Source organism: Candidatus Thorarchaeota archaeon, assembly GCA_013388835.1.
Classification (GTDB): Archaea; Asgardarchaeota; Thorarchaeia; order Thorarchaeales; family Thorarchaeaceae; genus JACAEL01.
Genome location: JACAEL010000057.1, coordinates 1 through 4143, shown reverse-complemented (window position 1 = coordinate 4143; position 4143 = coordinate 1). Strand labels below are relative to the sequence as shown.

At 55.6% G+C, this 4143-nt stretch carries 4 protein-coding genes; 2 read left to right on the top strand and 2 right to left on the bottom strand.

Annotated elements, in window-relative coordinates:
- Both HXY34_10090 and HXY34_10085 read left to right on the top strand, forming a co-directional pair.
- Nucleotides 1-1188: TldD/PmbA family protein (locus tag HXY34_10090; protein ID NWF96476.1), on the top strand; the 1188-nt coding region annotated here is incomplete at its 5' end.
- 16 nt (nt 1189-1204) lie between these two features.
- Nucleotides 1205-2599 carry a TldD/PmbA family protein gene (locus HXY34_10085; GenBank protein ID NWF96475.1) on the top strand — a complete coding sequence of 465 codons (1395 nt, stop codon included), beginning with the start codon at nt 1205-1207 and terminating at the stop codon, nt 2597-2599.
- Nucleotides 2600-2702: 103 nt separating this feature from the next.
- On the opposite strand, the gene HXY34_10080 is transcribed toward HXY34_10085, so the two are convergent.
- Complete coding sequence (locus HXY34_10080) at nt 2703-2888, bottom strand: hypothetical protein (protein NWF96474.1); 186 nt, start codon at nt 2886-2888, stop codon at nt 2703-2705.
- A gap of 129 nt (nt 2889-3017) precedes the next feature.
- A complete protein-coding gene (locus tag HXY34_10075) occupies nt 3018-3917 on the bottom strand; it encodes a hypothetical protein (protein ID NWF96473.1) in 900 nt (299 codons plus the stop codon).
- Nucleotides 3918-4143: the final 226 nt, after the last annotated feature.

The window sequence follows — 4143 nt, the reverse complement described above, 5'->3', positions numbered from 1 at the left end:
GCGGTCAGGATGGCGAAGGCGTCCGCATCAATAGCAACGCTGAAGCTGCCCTTTGACAGTCGGAAACCCGTCACGTCAGAGCGGTCGGACACACCCAGCGTGAAGATGCATCCACGTGACGTTGCTCTCAGCGAAAAGGTCGACCTTGTCAATCGCGTTGTTGAGTCTGCAAGGGCATCGATGAAGAACTCGGTCAACATCACAGGCATGTACGGAGAGCTCTATGGTCCGAAGTACATTGCCAGCAGTGATCACACGAGAATCACATGGGACCTGCTTGTGACAGACCTGCGGGTCAGGGCCACTGCCAAGACGGACAGAGGTGAACTGGTCATGGGGACGGAAGGGATAGGTGGGTCCTATGGACTTGAGCAGTTCAAGGAAGAGAGCTCGACCCCTGAGAGCCTTGGCAGACTGGCTGCAGAACACGCGAATGAGCAGCTTGAAGCGAAGTCCTGTCCAGCGGGCAAGTTCAGAGGCCTCGTCGAGAACCGTCTTGCCGGAGTCCTCGCTCACGAGTCGTTTGGCCATCTGAGTGAGGCCGACTTTGTGGTGACTGGTGGCTCTCCGCTGACGGGCAAGACTGGAGCTCAGCTTGGTACAGAGCATGTGACAATTGTCGACGGCGGACGCGTTGACGTGAAGAAGCATGGCGGTCTCTGGCTACCGTACGATGACCAGGGAATAACCACAGGGAAGACCATCGTGATGGACAAGGGTGTCCTACGTCACTACCTCCATTCCCGTGGCACTGCCAAGAGGCTTGGTCAGGAGCCGACAGGCAATGCGCGAGCTGTTGACTTCACTTTCTCGCCCATCGTGCGAATGACCAACACATACTTTGCAGCAGGTGACCTGAGTGAGGAGGAAGCACTGGAGTTGCTCGATACGGGTGTGTACGCAATTCAGAGCTTCGGCGGGCAAGTGAGCGGGGATGGCAGCTTCCTCTTCTCTGCGGCACGAGGTTACTGGGTCGAGAACGGAGAGAAGAAATACCCAATACGCGAGGTGGCTCTGTCAGGTAACATACTCGACCTTCTCGGTCGGGTCATGGGTGCCACGAGGGATCTCCGCATCACCAGTGGATACTTCGGGGGTTGCGGCAAAGGTGCTCAGGTTCCCCTACCTGTCGGTCTTGGTGGTCCGATGATGGTCATAGATGGAATCGTGTTTGGGGGCAAGGCATAGAGAGAGGTGACATGATGTGGACTTCGATACGCTTAGGGATGAACTGACTTCCGCAGTCGATGCAGGTCTGAAACACGCCCGCACTCTTGACAGCTCGGTTGAGGCTGAGGTCTACGTTTCATTCAACACCAAGAGCACAGTCGATATCGACCAGGGTGTCGTCAGTGCCGAGTCAGGCTCCATTGCAGGCACTGCTGTGCGTCTGGCGAAGGACAAGAGAATCGGATTCGCGTCGGTGAGCGGCTATTCCTTGGAACGTGTACGTAAGTGTGTTGACGAGGCCTTCCAAGTCATAGTCAGCACCAGTGTGAATGACAGCCGCTTCAGGGGATTCTGTGACCCCTCTCCACACGGCAACGAGGGGAGATTCGACACGCGAATCATGGAGCAGTCCGTCGAGGACCTGCTTCATTCATGTCGTGTAATGGTCAGCGAGGCTGCAGCTGCCGACGGTCGAGTGAAGACGGTCTCAGCATCCGCAGAGTCTTCATGGGGTGGCTATGCGGTTGGCAACACTCGGGGTGTCATGGGGTCTAGCAGACACGTTGCCAATCTATGCAGTGTGAGCGCACAGGCTATCGATGGAGATGAGCGCAGGGGCTCGATGGAGTTTGACGTTGCAACGGACCGACTGATCCAACCGGAAGGCCTCGGTACTAGGGTCGGCAAGCAGGCGGCAGCGTTGCTCGGCGCCAAGAAGCTTGGTACCACCGCGCGACTACCGACGGTATGGACCCCAATCGCTGCTGCCTCATATCTGGTGGCTGGAATAGGCCAGGCGACACTCGGACGTCATGTTGTTGAGAGAACTTCTCCGCTCTGTGACCGAATAGGAGAACAGATTGCGGACCCGAGTCTCACTTTACTTGACGACGGACAGAGACCTACCGGGATGGGTACGAACGCCGTAGATGCAGAAGGACATGGTCAAAGGACCAACACAGTGGTAGAGCGCGGAGTACTGAAGACCTTCCTGTTCGACAACTACTGGGGTGCAGCATTTGGGGTCGGGTCCACCGGTAACTGCGGTCGAGGCGGTGGCGTGTTTCCCTCGCGAGTACCGTATGAGCACTCTCCCACCGTGGGAACGAAGTGGCTAGTAGTGAAACCCGGGACGAAGACCGAACAGGGCCTCATTGAAAGCATCGATGGACAGGCGATACTCATAATGGACTTTCCCCTTGGCATCTTCCACGGAAATGTCAGCAGTGGCGAGTTCTCCGCAGTCGCAAACAGTGTCTTCCTGATTGAGGATGGTGAGATAGAGTACCCAATCCAACCGGTATCAGTCGCAGGCAATTTCCATGAGGGGCTGAGGAACATCATCGGAGTGGCAGACAACGCCCGGCCCATTCCATTTGGTTGCGAGAGCCCGACTATCGCATTCGATGGGTTCAGCATTGTGGGATAGGCGTCGTGCATTGCAGTCGCCACCTCTTGGCTCATGGGATTGTTTGACACCACAGCCCATGTGCGCTCATAGAGTCATCCGGCTCATTGAAGCGTCTGCTCGACTACAACAGACCAAGTCGGACGTGGAGTGCTATTGCTGTATCGGCACAGAGCGCGCGGCGGGTTGTGACCTGCGACAAGTACGCGGTTCTGACATGTGCCGATTCAAAGGGCGTCCCAAGAATGCATTCGCAGATTCGCTTGCCCAAGAATACCTGCTTCATGCTTATGCTACGGGCAGCTATCATCCTGTGCTCTCCTCTGGACTCTATGAGGTGCAGGCAGTAGAACCTCTAGATGACACCGAGTCTCTTCGTACTCGTGCGACTTGCATCCCGTGACACGATGGGCATATCGAACTGAGACACGAATGCATGTCACTGGTCCTCAAAGGCTCGTCTCGCCTGCTCAAGAAAGTCCTCTTCGGACCCGACTAGACCCAGTCGGAGCGGAAGGAATACCGAGGCGTCCCGACGCAGAGGCCGGTCAATTGTCACCTTCAACAAGTACTCGTACTTGATGTGCACCGACTCAAAGGGTCTGGGGAACAGATGCGAAGGCCGAAAGACAGTACCTTTAGCGAATCTGGGCATCCAGAGTGTGACCGGCACCCATGTGCCATAGACCAGCTGGGACTTGTCCACGAAGTACCCACATATGACAGTCTCAGTCTCAGTGAAGTTTCCGTCGGGTGACACGGTCTCCTTACTGATTGCCTCCACTCGCACCCCTCTCATCTTTGTGTCAGTCAGTGACATGATACTCAATCTGAACGGTTCGCCCGGAGATAGCACATCGTGAGAGAGTTCAACTGTCAGGAGCCGGGTCTCTCCATCGACGACCTCACCAGTGCATGCTTTCGGACTGAGATAGGTGACTGGCGACTCGATTTGAACATCAAGCTGACACCTCAGGTCAAGCCGCAATGGTCGCTCAGCCCTTGCGTTCAGCGTGTAGGTCACATGGCCATGAGGACCATGATACGTGGCGGGCAGGTTGGCAGGAAGACGAAATGCAAAGTCGAATGCGTGAACCCCAGGATCGATGCTGCACGCATCCGCAAGACCCTGTAGCAGGTCAATGTGCTTGGTCTTGTCCACATGCGTATGTCGATTATTCCCTGAGCCGTGTTCAATAATTGAACGCTCCTCACAGACAAGAGCGATGCTCACGGAGTTCACACTGAAAGTCTTGTCACATTCTACAATTACCTGTCCGACAAGTGTTTCACCCGGTGAGTACACAGCTCTGTCGGGAACTATCTTCACTCGTTTCATGCGGTCTCTTCTCCTCACACGGCCTCCTGATGGCAGCTTGTCCTTGCTCTGAATGCTTTTAGCAATTGCGACTCATTGGTCATCACTCAGGAGGGACAGCCTACCTCGCGCTCGTGACCAGCCCAACTAGGGCAGACGCTCCATGCAAATGACATCCCATGTCCAGCCGTACTGTAATGGCCGATCATTTTGTCCCCGCGAAGACATACACGAATGTGTTGTCAGG